This is a genomic window from Microbulbifer maximicatervae (SeqCode) (genome assembly GCF_052467695.1).
Genome location: NZ_CP174320.1, coordinates 2829519 through 2843444 on the forward strand (window position 1 = coordinate 2829519; position 13926 = coordinate 2843444).

Consider the following 13926-nt stretch of genomic DNA (forward strand, 5'->3'; position numbering starts at 1 on the left):
TATAACGTTGCCAGTAAGGGCAGCCGAAGCGGAGCGTAGGCTGTCCAGCCCAGCCTCCGGCTGGGCGATCCTGCCACTGCCCAATAAATTTACAGGAAAAAAATACCATACTTCTCCGATCAATTAACTATCTGATTGGCACTCCACAATGGGGCAACAAGCTTGCAGGACTTATTGACTCATAACGAAGGCACTTGAACGAAACTACGGTACCAGTTTTGCAGGGCAACTCTCTGGAAATTGTGCTCAGATAGAGATTGATGCTTATAGCAACTACAAAATATCTAAAAGCTACCCGCCACAATAACACCCGTGTATGCGGGCGTAGTGGAAACGCGAAGCGTTGAATCGGAGTTCCGGCATTACACGTTTGGTACGCCCAGCATGGGCGTAACTAATGGAGTGAAAGTCTCCTGTAGGAGGATCACCGTTTAATGGGTCCCATTAAATGCTAACTACTAGCGAATGGCAACTACAACACCGTGTGGTTTTGTAGGGAGGAATTCGTTAGCAAATTTACGAGCTGACGAACAGAAACATCCTATAAGCTTAGCCTGGAAGCGAGGTGGCTAATGACACCGAAGCAGGGTGATCTAACGAGTAGAGTAACTGATGCAGTTGTGTATAGGCCTAGCCCGCTAGCTACCATTGCGGGGATAGAAAAAATGGTGGAACACAGCAGCGCCCCGGTCAGGATTGATCAAGGTGATTAAACAGAAGTCAGCCGACGGCATTGTAGCTAAGTGCCAAGATTGATACCTTGGACAGAGTGAAGGCCTGAACCAAAATTCACGAATTAAAAGATAAGGCTAGCCTACAGATGTGTTTCTTGTCGGATAAAACTGAGGTAGCGCACTGTCATGGCGCTCAACTTAGATGAGCAGCTGCTCGACGCTATCGTTGGGTAGGGATTCAGCAGATAGGGAACCGGCTATTGCGCCGGCACGATGGGTTGCGTGGGAGCTGGTAGCTAGAAACAACCGGCTACCCGATTTATGCGCCTGTCCCTGCCTAATTACAGCAACATCTATGTAGTTACCAAATAGTGCTTATTTACGATTAGCCCACGGAGATTTATTTTCAAAAGTTGAGATATACAGATCTTCGACTTTATCTCGTGCCCACTGGGTTTTGCGTAAAAACTTGAGCGAAGACTTAATTGATGGGTCGCTCTTAAAGCAATTGATATTGATCCTATCTGCCAAACCATCCCAGCCATAATGTTCCTGCAAACGTGTAACAACTTTCTCAAGAGTAATACCGTGTAGCGGATTATTTGGTTGATCTTTACTCATTTTTCAATTAATACTCTATGTTTAATGGCGCATAATGCCGTGAACATGGGTGATGAAAGTAGCACCTAATCGCAAATAAAATTAGGTGACAGGCTTGCAAGTCCTTTCCCTAAACTTATTATGTGTTTAAAGCCCTTTAATAATTATAATTGATATACTAATAAATGTGGATATAAGTAATATAGTGATACATTGTTTGAATCTTTGATTACTTCGTTTTGTTAAATTTTGAGTAAAGGTAGTATCTGTTTCGATAGCATCTTTTAATAGAATATTTGAGCTAGATTGCAATAGTTCACCTATCTTGTCAGCTTCCTCTGGGCTAATTTCAGTCTTCGATGATATTTCAGATATCCTCTGGTGAATCGATGAGAGCTGATTGTATTCAGCCTTGTTGATTTTTCCTGACTGAAAAAACTCTTCCTGCTTTTCTCTCAGTGTAATTACATCCACAATTCTTCCTTACACATAACGCCTTGCACAGGTGCCGCCGGATGGAGCCGCTTTGTGCTAGCGAAGCGTACAGCACAAAGTGAACGGAGTATAGGTGGTGGGATTCAGCAACTTGTTAAAAGCTCACTCGGACCAGTAACCCAATATATGGTATTTGCCAGACTCTTCAGGTTTTAAGCGAATGCCGAGAGCTCTAAAGCCAGGGCAGGTAATGAGAGCATGATTGCTAGCGCTACCATCACCTATTGGTTGTTTGGCATCACCTTCGAGAATGTTGAGGGTGCATAACGAGCTAATGCTTCGCCGCTTGTTGAATTCTGACTGTGTGCTGTTTCCGACGTGAACAAAGCTATCTGTACCCCCTGACTCTAATAGAGATCTGACGGCCGTTGAAAGTGCCTGATATGATAAGGCGCTAGAAGATAGAGCAGTCAAAATTAATGCTGCGATTATTTTCATAACTTTTACGCCTTATACACAGGCGAGTGGAACGACGTGTAGCGAGTCCAGCCTGTATCCTATGTGGGCAATTGTGCCACAATTTGTAAGTACTATTTAACAGCATTGATCTGAACTACCGTGACATTAGCAATGCGACCACCGCGCCACCAAGTCCCTTTTGCACCAATCTTAAGCCTTTTATGGTGATATTCACGGCGTTCTTCACTTAATATCCACATATTGGCAAAGCCTTCATTAGGAATATTGCCCGGAGTAGTATCTCTTATGACTCTGCTATCTTCATCAAGAATCTCTGGCCAGATCATGTGTATACCTTCAACTTGCGGATCAGCCCCGTCATATAGAAAATCCACTCTCATTCCTTGTCCCGGCTTGGCATTTTTATTCTCTTCAGATAAGTCTATCTTGTACCTGACTACAAAATCCGGCTTTCTTCCAGATCTTTCTTCATAAGGTATATGTGCTTTCATATATTGTGTTAACGCGAAGTTGTGAGGCGCCGTAGGCGTCCCTGGCAGTTTGCTGCCGAACGCCGACGTTTTGTTATGCCCACTGGTTTTATTGCATAAATGTGGTTCGCAAAGCGTTCACTGTTAAGGCCAATAATGGAATATTTGATAAAGCAAATATTAAAAACCTGATTTCAATTTTGTTGAAAGTTGCTTGCACAATGCTATGAATTACTCGAATACCGACATATGCCCATGCCAGAATATAATTTATGCCATCTCCTGCACCAAGGACGGCAAGTGATATTGCTAAAGCATAGAAAATAGTTGGTTGCTCCATGAGATGATTATAATTATCAGCTTTCCAACGAACATGGGGAGGTAGGGTTGACATTTGCTCTCCGCGAGGAGCATTCGGATCAAGCTTTAATTTAGCTTTCTTCACTGCAGGCAATCGTGTTGCGTACATCCACAACCACATAACCATTGACCAAGCTATCAAGGCAATTACAGGCTGAATTATTTGGGCACTTTCAATCATTCGTTGATTCCTTTTTATTATTTACTGATGTTAGAGAGCTGAACGTGGAATAGCGGCCACAAAAATGGGCTGTTGGAGCATCGCGTAGGCCATCCTGTGAAGGGCCAAAGTCCCGCAGTAATGTGTCTGTGATTGTTAAGCACTTATCTCATTGGCTTCCACCATACTCTGGCGAGGAGCTATGTCCCACAATGCCGGTAACGCTCCAAGAACAAAGCCACAAAATAGAGTTTGAATTTGTACAGGCCAAAATGCAAGCTTCACTCCTACACCGTAAATTGCATATGAATTCAAGGTAACATCTAGCACCATAACTATGGCAGCGAAAATTAGGCCAGCTCTCAATCTAGCTATAAGCAAAACCACCACAAGGAGATCAATTACAGACAATGCAGTCCAGAACACATTAAAACTGAATGGCGCGAAGGTATATGGAAAAGGGCCACCATTTACGATATCTGCTACGTGATTAATGCATCCGATCATAAAGCATGCAGCAATTACATAAATATATATTTTTTTTAACCGTGGCACGATATTTCTCTGTATGCTTAACGTCCAGCAACCAATAGAAGCGATTGCTGTGGGTTGTTAAATATCACTGCTTTAAAGGATTTGGTCCTGTTGCTATGCACTGCCTTGATCCTTTTATTATGTATTGCTGATTCAAAAAGATACAGTGTTCGCCATCCATCGCCACGCTATGCCTGCCATCCTTCTCACGATAAAGCACCATAATTGAAACGATATAGCCACCATCTGTTGCATAAGCATGAAACTCATAATCAATAGGTTGGTTTGTGCTCGTTACATTCTTTACATAATATTCCTGAGCGGCATCGAAGGCCAGGATTACTTTATCTGACGGTGTATAGTCTTTATGTGGATACCATTTAGGGGGAGCAAATTCCGTGGCCATTGCTAGTGATGAAAATAAAACTATAAAAAGTGCGATTACTCTCATTAGATACCTAACGCTCCTTGCCTATGCTTGCTATGTGTTTTACCAAGCTTTATCACTAATTTCCTCACCTTTATCGGAGATATGAAGCCACGTATATGGATTGTACTGGTTTGTTCCGTGGGAACAAACAACTTTGCAATGAAAGTGTTCATGTAGGTCGAGCGCACATTCTCGGTCATTTCCCCATTTGGCAACACCTTCAAAAACGAGAAAAAGACACGAAAATTCCGTGAAATCATCTAGGTTAGTGGTGACGGTTACAGAAACACGGTCATGGTGAAATTTGCCGTGATAGATATACAAATCGTCTTCGTGGTCTACTTGTTCTACAGATTCGAAGACTGAGGAGATCCAGCTCTGAATCTTATCTATATTAGTTTCTTTGATGTATACAGAGACAGTCATACGTGCACACACATAATCCTCTATAGCACGCGCGCATTTTTTGCGTCGCTTTGCCTGTTATTGTTATGTGGTTTCACTGCAAAGTACCAAAATACGAGTGACACAATCAAACCACCTCCTGAATACAACGCATATCCAGCTTCTTGTAATTGAGCAGGCATCTCATCACCTAGGTATTGAATATATTGATAGCTTACCGCGACAACTATTCCAGATAATGTATAGGCCAACCAGGATGTAATATTAAGTTTTGAAAATACAAAATGAATAGGTAGCCCGACAAGCAAAACGAATACATATGATTCAACTATAGAACCAATTGCAAACAAAGTTAGAATCAAAAGCCCCTCTAATGAAACCAAATTTTGCCCATTGAAAAGTGAATCTACAAGTATCGCAACTATTAAGACTAAGGATGCAATAGGAGATAGCAGTACAGCTAGTAGGGTGCGCTTATTGTTCATACTTGACCACATAACTGTAAACGGCGAGTGGTGCAGGAGTGAGTCCAGCGGAACACCGAAGATATGTGGCGGTGTTTGACAAGCTTGTATGGTGACATGACTAGAAGGCCTCATTAATATGTATTAGTTCAGACCAAATCTGACACATCCTCTTGAAAAAGAGGGGTTTACCGGTTTTGATGAAGGTGCCTAAACCTAAAAACAAAACCAAGGATAAACCCCATGATCCATACTAATGATCGTATCATCAAACACAAGACCGGATTGCTCAATCTTGCAGAAGAGCTTGGCAACATCTCAAAAGCTTGCAAGATGCTTGGTGTTTCGAGAGACACTTTCTATCGGTACAAGGAAGCTGCTTCAAGTGGCGGTGTGGACGCCCTTCTTGAAAAGAGTCGACGGGTGCCTAACCACAAGAACCGTGTTGACACAGCAATTGAAGAGGCCGTGTTGACTTATGCCCTCCAAGAGCCTGCCCATGGACAGGTTCGAGTCTCCAATGAGCTACGTAAACGTGGCGTATTCGTGTCCCCTAGTGGTGTTCGGAGTATCTGGTTACGGAACGACCTGGCTAACTTCAAGTTACGATTAAAAGCACTTGAAGCCAAGGTGGCTAAGGAGGGGCTAATCCTCACGGAGTCGCAGGTTCAGGCCTTGGAAAGAAAGCGACATGATGATGAAGCCTGCGGGGAAATTGATACTCAACACCCCGGCTATCTAGGTTCTCAGGACACCTTCTATGTAGGAACATTTAAGGGGGTTGGGCGTGTTTACCAACAAACCTATGTCGACACCTATGCAAAGGTAGCCCATTGCAAGTTGTACACCACTAAGACGCCAATCACAGCAGCAGATCTTCTGAATGATCGTGTATTACCGTTTTACGCCATGCATGATCTGCCGGTGTTGCGTATTTTGACTGACCGCGGTACTGAATATTGCGGCAAGCTGGAGCAGCATGATTATCAGTTGTACTTGAACATCAACGAGATAGAACATACCAAGACAAAAGCCAGGCACCCACAAACAAATGGTATCTGTGAGCGCTTCCATAAAACTATATTACAAGAGTTCTACCAGCCATCGTTACGACGAAAGATCTATGGATCAATAGAAGAGCTACAAAAGGATCTGGACGAATGGCTCGTATATTACAATAATAATCGAACTCATCAGGGTAAAAAGTGTTGTGGTCGCACACCGATGGTAACCCTTGAAGAGGGTAAAAGTATCTGGAAGGAGAAACTCGTAAACTGAATTTGACCTGACAGAGTACCTTCTGAAAAACCGGTAACTGTCAGATCAAGTCTGAACTACTACAATTAATATCTGATATTGCTTCATCAGCTACTTTGATCAACATATCGAATTCAATTTCTCTAGATTCATGATATGACCTTCTCATTAAACTCCTGACATCAAAGTTGCTATCCGCTAACATCCAATACGTATCCTTTAAGTGTTCAGGGTGAATTATTTTTGCTGCGTACTTTCCAGCTTCGCCATCCAAGTTTACATGATGAAATATGTTGCAAAAATCGACCAACTTTTTATCCTTTGTGGCAATCCAGGAATCCTGCCTAACACCATCAATACCATTTTGGTCAGTAATATTTGCAGCCTGTAATAAGCGAATATCACAAGCTCCATTGAATGCTATACTCATAACTTCAGATGCATCTTTGGGCAGCTTCCCTTCACTTGTTTTAAGAAAATTATTTCTTATCTTCCTTCTTATTTTAATGATTTCCTTGCAGTCAGGTGGAGGTTCGGCAAAACAATATTTTGCAATTTCAATTTCAGCTGAGCTCAAGACGTCAACTTTATTTTCAAGCTTGTCTAAGAATTTTTTGAATTTATCGATGGGTTTGCCTTTGAATTTGTTATCAATCAAATTCAAATATAGAAGGCATGAAAAAGATATCGCTAGAACTGCTTTTGATTCGGTTGAAAGATCATCATAACCGTATCCTTCCTTTTTGCCTTTATATTTCGAATATATGCAGTTAGGTGTGTCGATAAACCCTGGTAGGTGCTCAGCGCAAAATACCTCGTATTTTTCTCTTGACTGTTGTGCTAACCCGGGAGGCATTTCATTCAAAGCCAATCCCGGAGATATACATACGCTCTGAGGGGGGCATCTTTGTAATAGTTTTATTAGATTATGCAGTCCTTGCTTTTTCACTGAAGCCCATTTGTTTCCATTATTTACAACTTTCTCCATGCTAATTAGGATATTGGTATCTAACGTGATAGTTGTTTCAATACCATCTGTTTTATTTCGTGCAATCAAGACTGGGTCGAGTTTCGCCTCTCCACTAATTGACCTACTTGGCTTAATAAATAAGGTTCGTTTTTCCATTTTTTCTGACTCTACCACCTTCCTCAGAATACATAATATTTATATAGTGATAATTCTGACTGCTATTATCCTGATTGCTACCCTGGAATCAATCTTACATCTCGTCTAAAAAATGTTATTCAAATCAAAAGCTTTCTTGTTTTTATGTCAATCGTACCAAATATAAAAACGATCACTTTAATTAATATCCCAACTATGGACTCACTTTGTAATCAATTATATTTCAATAAATTTTTGCCTGTTAAAGCCATTCTGAAAAAATAACAGTCAAACTGATCAAGAATATCTCTGTACACCCTTTTATTACTCGCGGGGCTAACACATATAGAGCTGGTGCTGAGCAAAGCAACGGCCTGGCTGTTTGCAAAGCTAAAGAGTCATTGGATGATTTCGTGGAGCCTCTGGTCTACAGATCGATTCAACTCCGCATTGCGACTTCCTTAAAGATCTAGACATTTCTGCGTAGCTGCGCCTTGACTGTGAACTGTTCTGTAAGCCAGAGGCATCAAGGAGTTGTTCAGAGGTTCCTTAGGTGTGGCTTATCAACCGAGGCATACTTTGAGAGAGATATTTAAAGTGAGCCTAGTGACCTCTTCCCCTCTGGATCTCACTTTCCTGACTTTCAAGTCTACAGCCTAAAATGGTCAGTTCCGTTTTTGACTAGTTCCGATACTGTCCAATCCATACACTGGTAGTCAGAAACGAGAGAGACTTATGAAGATTGATGCAGCAGTTTGCTACAGTGCGCGATTGGCCCGAGACAGGCGCTTTGATGGGAGGTTCTATACAGCAGTGAAAACAACCAACAGATCTAGACACCCACAGAACAAAAAGCATAAGACGCCAACCCTGTTGGGCCATGATTCTTGGGTGTCCTATTTCTTATTCCTTACAATTTATGGCTGTCCTGGACTGTTCACCATCGGGAGTAAAATATCGTCTGGGAAACATATTTTCCAGCTCTGTGACGGTATGGTATAGCGGGCGTACTAATGAGCCCAGCTGGTCTTGATCAATCACAGAATCTTCGATGTATATGCTCTACCTGATATCGTGAAAGCGATAAATCCGCCCATTCTCGTTCACCTCCGCAATCTTTCTCAATGCCTCCGCTGGCGACACACCGAACTTTCGGGTTAACACCAAGAAAAGGTGATAGAACTCGGATTTCAGATCCGCTGCGAAGATCCCGGGATCATCAGATCCCAGACAAATAGACATAGGGACATCACCTTCAATCACCTCACCCGGCAAGCCCATCCAGCGAAAGATATGATGCTCGCTAACATCACGATACTGACTGATACGGGTATTGCTGGTCGGAGGGCACTCAATCGCGATGTTTCGGTCTGCCATTTTTGCCATTACAGCCTGTTGCAATGAAACAATCGCCTCATCTGGCAGGTATTCAAGGGCGACTTCAACATATTCTGCACGCTGTTTTCGAACGTCGTCAGATAATAGCCATTTCCGATACAGCTTCAGAGGCCTTTTCATGCCCGCCGTTTTAGCCCACTTTCTAGCGCGCTCGTACTCTTCCAGCCAGAGGGATTTGGGTTTTAATGGCCCATCCGGTTCACCCAGCAGACCTTCAGATTCAGCCAACACACCCCGCAATTCAAACACCTTATCAAGGGTGGTAATCGAGATCTCTTCTTCCAACGAAAACACCTCATGGGCCAAACTAACAGCTTCGATCGCGGCATCACTGGCGTAACGCAGTAGTTCAGGATGATTTCGAAGTTCCTGCCAGATAAACACCAGATCGAGCAATCGCGTCTCTTTGGTCATGGCCAAAAACGATGGCAAAGAGCGTTTCCAGATGTCAGGCTTGATGCCAATCGCCGTGCAGTGACCAAGACGGTCGCCATTACGCAGCGGCAAAAACCTCAAGGCATCATCAATTGATCGAATACCACTGATCAGATGCGGAAAATCCTCGCCAACATGATAGGTAAAATGAGCAATACCGGATTTGGCTAGCACTCGGAACAAGGGCCCAAACAATTCCGGTGGCGCGTGCATCTCGTTAGCAGCGGCATCCACTCCTCGAATCCAGCGTGTCAGGCGTGGTTCATGCTTCAGGATGTCCATCAGAATAGTTGCCTGATTCTTCAAATCCTTGAACAGCAACGCGTAGGGATAGACTTCATTCTTTTTGGGCTTTCTCTTGATGAAGTGCGGTACCAGCGCGAGCTCGGCACATTTACTGCCAGGCTCAACCTGCTCAAGATTATCAAGCATCTGAGTGATATTCAGTGGCTGGGTATGCATCCAGTCTACGGTCATGTGACCTTTCAGGTATTCCCAGTACCCACGTAACACTCTGAAGAGCAATTTTTTCATTTTGGCGGGATCGCTTTTTGGTGCAAATCGCCCTTCCAGATAACGCACCTGTGAATGTACACCGTTGCCATGAGCACTGTTGAAACGAGACAAATAGGACTTCTCCGTTTCCTCTCGTAGCTCGGTCATGGTGTATTTCTGGAACTGATCAAAACCGAAAAAATCGTCTCGCTGAACCAGCAAGCTCAGATACTGATTTTGAATCAGTAGGTAAATCCACAGTAGCCGCTCCAGCCCTTCCTGCGCGCCGTAGCGCCAGCGTTCAAGCAATTGCACCAACAGCTGGAATTCGGACTCCTGACTGTACTTATCGTCAGAGGGCCACACTGTGGTAAAACGATATTCCTTGCACTGACGCTCCTCCTTAGCCTGATGCAGAATCGTGACATCCGCCAACTGCTGCGGGTGCTGCAATGACGCCATCCACTCCGGTAATTCCATGCCCTGAGCCACCCGACAAAGGATTTCGCGAATATTGCTGGCAATCTGCAAACGATCCTTGAAGGTTTTGGGCGTCAGGGAGGAATCAATCTGGGCACAGAGTTGTTTCATCTCTTGAGAGTTCCAGCCCTTCTCGAAATCTCTGACGGTCACTTCAGGGTGCTTGAGTGCATCCAGCCAGCATTCTTCCGCACTGGTACTGCCATTCAGATGTTGGTGAGTTTCGTGCAGGCCTTCACGGGTAATGTAGTCCTCAACCGCCGGGTGATAAGGGTACAAAGGCCAGCGAAAGCTATATTCCTGACTGGCAGGCCCAGGATTAAATACCCGATGGCAGGCCATAATTGGCAGGCACGACACACGGCTCATGAGGGTTTGCCATTCCGAGAACAAAGTAAGGTCAGTTTTGGGGCCATCTTTCTCGTTTTTAACAAATCTTTCAGCAATCAGGCGCAAGGCCGCAACCGGGCCGAGTTTCATATTTCGCTGTTTGAGTTGTTGCAGCAAGGATGACCAAGCCGATTTGGCTACATGATCAGGCAAACTGCGCGTCTGCTCGTATTGAGCAAGGAACACGGATGACTCCACCCTGTCATCAAGTGATACCTCATCCAATGAGACAGCACTCAGGCGATGCAACAACGTTGTTGAATTAAGAAGAAACCGTTCCATATCCAATCCTTAGACGGCTGCCATGATTATTCACCTGCACCATCTATTGGTGAATTTTTATCTTATTTCTTAGCTGCCGTAGGGGTACCCTATTTTGCACCTGCGATTGTAGCCGAGTTCAGTGATTTAATGATTTTATCGAACGATTCACTTTCGGCAGGATCAGGTTGCGAAGTCAAAACATTCCAGTCATCATCAGAAAATAATTTATGCCCTACAATCTCAGATATAAGATCACGAAATTTTCTTTCTTTTTCAAGTGGTTTCGGCGAACTATTAACACCACCAAATGGGAAAATAAATGGGTGAAGGATAGGGCAGCTAATCAACAAGAAAAATAGTGGGTGAGCTTTACCCCACTCCTTGCTAGAAACTTTCAAAGCATTATTTATATTCTTGAGTTTTCTCTCAAACTCATCGACTGATGTAACCGGATTAGACCGCAAACCACCCCCAATATAATCTCTATCCTCCGCCGCATGATATAGACTTTCCTCAACCAAAACCGCATGAAGAAGAGCCAATACATTAAATCGCATGATCTTTGCAGCATTAGAGTGTTTGGCAAGAACTCCAAGCTGAGCGTCCGGTTTATTCAGCCTAGCTTTATGCGAATCTGCCACATCAGCAATATTAAAATAAAACCTCGTCCATATTTTACCTGTCAATAGTGCAGAAGGCCGAATTTTCGGTTCCCATTCTTTAACACTTTCAAGCCAATCTTCAATATCCTTAAGGGCACTTTTAAATTCTGCTTCAACTGTTTGGTAATCATCTTCGTGATCAATTCCATCGTCTAACTGACCGAAAATTTCGCCTTCATCATCAGATTTACCAGTCTTCACCTCCGCGCGAGCAGCGGTACTACTCCAGGGCGGAGCAATACAGGTCGGTTTAGATATAGTTTTATTGAAAACTTTAGAAGCTGCAGAGATGTCACTTGAGCATGCAGCGATATCAGAAATAGCGCCAATCAAGTTGAAAACACTGCTAAAATCCATCAAGTTATTTGATGCAACTGTACTTAAAGATGCAGCCATTGCTGCTTTGGCTAAGCCATTTTCGTTATCAAGATTAAACTTATGATAGTGTTCTCGTTTCCCTGGTCGTGAACCACGGTTCAACTGGACTTGGCCGATGAAAACTCCAACTTTCCCGTTAATACTTGCATCCGCTATGACTGCACAACAACGGTTAGCCCAATGAGAGGCGCTTTCATTTCTGCCAACAGACATATAAGCGACGTACTCACTGACAAGCTGCTCAAACTTTTCCTTATCATTTTCCGCCTGAACCAACCTGGAAACGAACTGGTTAAATATACTGACCGAACCACAGCCTACTAAAAGTATTTGTAATACTTTGGAAAGACTTCCCTGGCAGTTCTCACTTACTTGAGATGCCAAATAAATCGAACAATTCCTTAATGCCTCACTTTCTGACTGGGGCCTTAAATAGAAACCAGTGTTAAAATCACGATCCTGCTTAACATAGGTAAAAATATCTTTACAGAGCGAATCCATACCAAATCGATGTTGCTCATAATTTAAGCCCGCACGATAGATGCTGCTTAGCATCGAGCCATACAAGGCATTTCTGAGTAAATTCGGAGCTAATAGCTTATCATTGTCTTGATTACCTTCGATTTTTATCGATGTAGCACGATATTTTTTGGTATAGAAATCTTGAAGCACCTGCATCAATAACCGCACAGGCTGCTTCAGCAGTTCATTCACATACATATCCGCATCAGAGCCCACCCTCAGATTAAGTCCGTCCCTAACAGCTTTGCCAATCGCTTGCCGGATTTCTATGGCATCAATATCCTTCATGCCACGCTCGGTTTTAACCCTGATATTTTCTTTACGGACTTCTCCCTTTTCACCAACCAGTTGCAGCATGGTTTTCAGCTGAATACGCTTCTGAACCGGGAACAGTTTTAACAAATATTGCTGTTCAAGGTGTTCCACCATATAGCCCCGTTCGGCTAAACGGGCGCTTTCTTTTTCCTGATCGAGCAAGGTCTTGCTGTAGTTTTCATATTGCTTGCCTCGAATCAGCTGGGAATAAAGACGCAAATCACCTGTCGCGACCACCACCAATCTCTGGCTATTAAAGAATCTACGAATGGATTCGAGCACATCCCAACCCGTATCAAACTGGGTATCGATATCATCAAACGAGATCAAAATCGCCGTGCAGTCGAGAATGTCACACGCACATTTAACCAGCCGATCAAAGATTTCTGACAAATCCTGGCCACCGATGGAGTAATCAAGCTGGGCATCCAGCTTCAAAGCGTCACTGAAATATTCCGGCTTGTATTCCTTGCCGGTCAGCAGATGTAAACCACGCTGGAGCTGCTCAAGGTGACTCTGCCATTGTTCCTTTTGCTTTGGGTGGTGATCCGATGAACAGCACCTTTTTAACTTGCTGGACACCATCTTATTCAGGCGAGCTGTCACCGTGACCAGAATAGGTTCATGACGTGGCAGTTTGGTGGGGTCGATGGTCGGAAGACACTTGATGCTAGTGTCCGCGTCACCGTTGTCATTGTTCAGGCGTTCGACCACACTGTTAATAAAGGTGGTCTTACCTGCACCGCGAGTACCGTCCACAAAGAACACATTACGGCCTGATTCATCAATAAATCGGGCTACATCTGACGAATTGTTGGGTTTGGGGGGGGTAATCGAGCTTCGAATACTTTCAACCAGCTGATCACGCAATGTTTTCTGGATCAAATCGCCTTCCTTGGTGCTGCCCGGAAGATTGGGGGCGAACAAGTCGATGATGATTCCGTTTGTCTCTTTGTTTTCGGTCTGCGTGCTATCAGTCATATCCGTATCGATCCAGTCATTTTACTTTTTGGTCAGCCAGTACATCAGAACTGGCGCTTTCAATTTACACAGCATTGATTGATGCAATGCTCAATGTCCTACGCCTCAGTCAATTCGTTAGGCAGTGGTTTCACCAGGGCCCAACCTACATAGCTATGTGGAGCGCAGGTAAAACTGCACCACTTCATTCACTCCTCCTACCACCCTTCATTTACTGCCCGTTCGATCTGTT

At 43.8% G+C, this 13926-nt stretch carries 12 protein-coding genes; 2 read left to right on the top strand and 10 right to left on the bottom strand.

From position 1 onward, the window contains the following. Positions 1–1049: 1049 nt before the first annotated feature. The 7 genes from ACJJI8_RS12430 to ACJJI8_RS12460 form a co-directional block, all read right to left on the bottom strand. A complete protein-coding gene (locus ACJJI8_RS12430) occupies positions 1050–1295 on the bottom strand; it encodes a VF530 family protein (RefSeq protein ID WP_444898167.1) in 246 nt (81 codons plus the stop codon). A gap of 126 nt (positions 1296–1421) precedes the next feature. Further along, positions 1422–1748: a hypothetical protein gene (locus ACJJI8_RS12435; RefSeq protein ID WP_444932559.1), complete on the bottom strand. Its 327-nt coding sequence runs from the start codon at positions 1746–1748 to the stop codon at positions 1422–1424. A 551-nt stretch (positions 1749–2299) separates the two neighbouring features. Further along, positions 2300–2680, bottom strand: coding sequence for a hypothetical protein (locus ACJJI8_RS12440; RefSeq protein ID WP_444932560.1), 381 nt, complete (start codon positions 2678–2680; stop codon positions 2300–2302). 88 nt (positions 2681–2768) lie between these two features. Next, the gene (locus tag ACJJI8_RS12445) at positions 2769–3200 is read right to left on the bottom strand and encodes an MAPEG family protein (RefSeq protein WP_444932561.1); all 432 of its coding nucleotides are present in this window, start codon (positions 3198–3200) and stop codon (positions 2769–2771) included. Between the two features lie 135 nt (positions 3201–3335). Then, positions 3336–3734: a hypothetical protein gene (locus tag ACJJI8_RS12450; RefSeq protein WP_444932562.1), complete on the bottom strand. Its 399-nt coding sequence runs from the start codon at positions 3732–3734 to the stop codon at positions 3336–3338. A 64-nt stretch (positions 3735–3798) separates the two neighbouring features. Continuing rightward, on the bottom strand, positions 3799–4164 hold the full coding sequence (locus ACJJI8_RS12455; protein WP_444932563.1) for a hypothetical protein: 366 nt from the start codon (positions 4162–4164) through the stop codon (positions 3799–3801). A gap of 425 nt (positions 4165–4589) precedes the next feature. Beyond that, a complete protein-coding gene (locus ACJJI8_RS12460; protein WP_444932564.1) occupies positions 4590–5033 on the bottom strand; it encodes a hypothetical protein in 444 nt (147 codons plus the stop codon). A 222-nt stretch (positions 5034–5255) separates the two neighbouring features. On the opposite strand from ACJJI8_RS12460, the gene ACJJI8_RS12465 reads away from it, so the two are divergent. Further along, on the top strand, positions 5256–6290 hold the full coding sequence (locus ACJJI8_RS12465; protein WP_444932565.1) for an IS481 family transposase: 1035 nt from the start codon (positions 5256–5258) through the stop codon (positions 6288–6290). Positions 6291–6330: 40 nt separating this feature from the next. Here the strand turns inward: ACJJI8_RS12465 and ACJJI8_RS12470 are convergent, their stop codons facing one another. Next, positions 6331–7395, bottom strand: a complete 1065-nt coding sequence (locus tag ACJJI8_RS12470; protein ID WP_444932566.1) for a hypothetical protein — start codon at positions 7393–7395, stop codon at positions 6331–6333. 714 nt (positions 7396–8109) lie between these two features. Between ACJJI8_RS12470 and ACJJI8_RS12475 the strand changes: the two genes are divergently transcribed. Beyond that, a complete protein-coding gene (locus ACJJI8_RS12475; RefSeq protein WP_444932567.1) occupies positions 8110–8376 on the top strand; it encodes an Ada metal-binding domain-containing protein in 267 nt (88 codons plus the stop codon). Positions 8377–8436: 60 nt separating this feature from the next. On the opposite strand, the gene ACJJI8_RS12480 is transcribed toward ACJJI8_RS12475, so the two are convergent. Beyond that, on the bottom strand, positions 8437–10854 hold the full coding sequence (locus ACJJI8_RS12480; RefSeq protein WP_444932568.1) for an amidohydrolase family protein: 2418 nt from the start codon (positions 10852–10854) through the stop codon (positions 8437–8439). Between the two features lie 89 nt (positions 10855–10943). Further along, on the bottom strand, positions 10944–13694 hold the full coding sequence (locus ACJJI8_RS12485; RefSeq protein WP_444932569.1) for a hypothetical protein: 2751 nt from the start codon (positions 13692–13694) through the stop codon (positions 10944–10946). Positions 13695–13926: the final 232 nt, after the last annotated feature.

Excerpts from the sequence above, each read along its gene's own strand:
- ACJJI8_RS12430 (WP_444898167.1), bottom strand. The coding sequence starts at position 1,295 with ATGAGTAAAGATCAACCAAATAATCCGCTACACGGTATTACTCTTGAG.
- ACJJI8_RS12465 (WP_444932565.1), top strand. The coding sequence starts at position 5,256 with ATGATCCATACTAATGATCGTATCATCAAACACAAGACCGGATTGCTC.
- ACJJI8_RS12455 (WP_444932563.1), bottom strand. The coding sequence starts at position 4,164 with ATGAGAGTAATCGCACTTTTTATAGTTTTATTTTCATCACTAGCAATG.
- ACJJI8_RS12440 (WP_444932560.1), bottom strand. The coding sequence starts at position 2,680 with ATGAAAGCACATATACCTTATGAAGAAAGATCTGGAAGAAAGCCGGAT.
- ACJJI8_RS12475 (WP_444932567.1), top strand. The coding sequence starts at position 8,110 with ATGAAGATTGATGCAGCAGTTTGCTACAGTGCGCGATTGGCCCGAGAC.
- ACJJI8_RS12480 (WP_444932568.1), bottom strand. The coding sequence starts at position 10,854 with ATGGAACGGTTTCTTCTTAATTCAACAACGTTGTTGCATCGCCTGAGT.
- ACJJI8_RS12460 (WP_444932564.1), bottom strand. The coding sequence starts at position 5,033 with ATGAACAATAAGCGCACCCTACTAGCTGTACTGCTATCTCCTATTGCA.
- ACJJI8_RS12470 (WP_444932566.1), bottom strand. The coding sequence starts at position 7,395 with ATGGAAAAACGAACCTTATTTATTAAGCCAAGTAGGTCAATTAGTGGA.
- ACJJI8_RS12485 (WP_444932569.1), bottom strand. The coding sequence starts at position 13,694 with ATGACTGATAGCACGCAGACCGAAAACAAAGAGACAAACGGAATCATC.
- ACJJI8_RS12445 (WP_444932561.1), bottom strand. The coding sequence starts at position 3,200 with ATGATTGAAAGTGCCCAAATAATTCAGCCTGTAATTGCCTTGATAGCT.